This is a genomic window from Anaerotignum faecicola, from assembly GCA_024460105.1.
GTDB lineage: Bacteria > Bacillota > Clostridia > Lachnospirales > Anaerotignaceae > JANFXS01.
This window is the reverse complement of sequence record JANFXS010000529.1, coordinates 1-396: the sequence shown is the minus strand read 5'-3', so window position 1 is coordinate 396 and position 396 is coordinate 1. Positions and strand designations below refer to the sequence as shown.

Here is a 396-nt window from a genome sequence, read left to right as displayed (position 1 = left end):
CAAAGTATTTCCGTATCGGAGAAAACAAGTTAAGACGCTTGGCAGAGGAAAACAAGGACGCTGGCTGGCTCATTATGAATGGCAACCGCATACAGATTAAACGCCGACAGTTTGAAAAGGTCATTGACAAATTGGACGCAATCTAATGCAAATGAGCCTTGTATGTGTTATGATAAACACAAGTCATATCAAGGCTCTTTCCAATAAGGAAAGGAGCAGACACCATGAAAGAAAATAGACGGGATAGCAAAGGACGTATCCTGCATACTGGAGAGAGCCAACGAACAGACGGAAAATACTTATATAAATATGTGGACGCATTTGGAAACACAAAATATGTGTATGCTTGGAGATTGACACCCACAGACCCGACACCAAAGGGAAAACGGGAAAAAC

General features: G+C 41.9%; 2 protein-coding genes. Both read left to right on the top strand.

Annotation, left to right across the window (positions count from 1 at the left end):
• Positions 1 to 146, top strand: a 146-nt coding sequence (locus NE664_15240; protein MCQ4727986.1) for an excisionase, incomplete at its 5' end; no start/stop codon positions are given.
• Between the two features lie 78 nt (positions 147 to 224).
• A partial coding sequence (locus tag NE664_15235) for an integrase DNA-binding domain-containing protein (protein ID MCQ4727985.1) occupies positions 225 to 396 on the top strand: 172 nt, incomplete at its 3' end.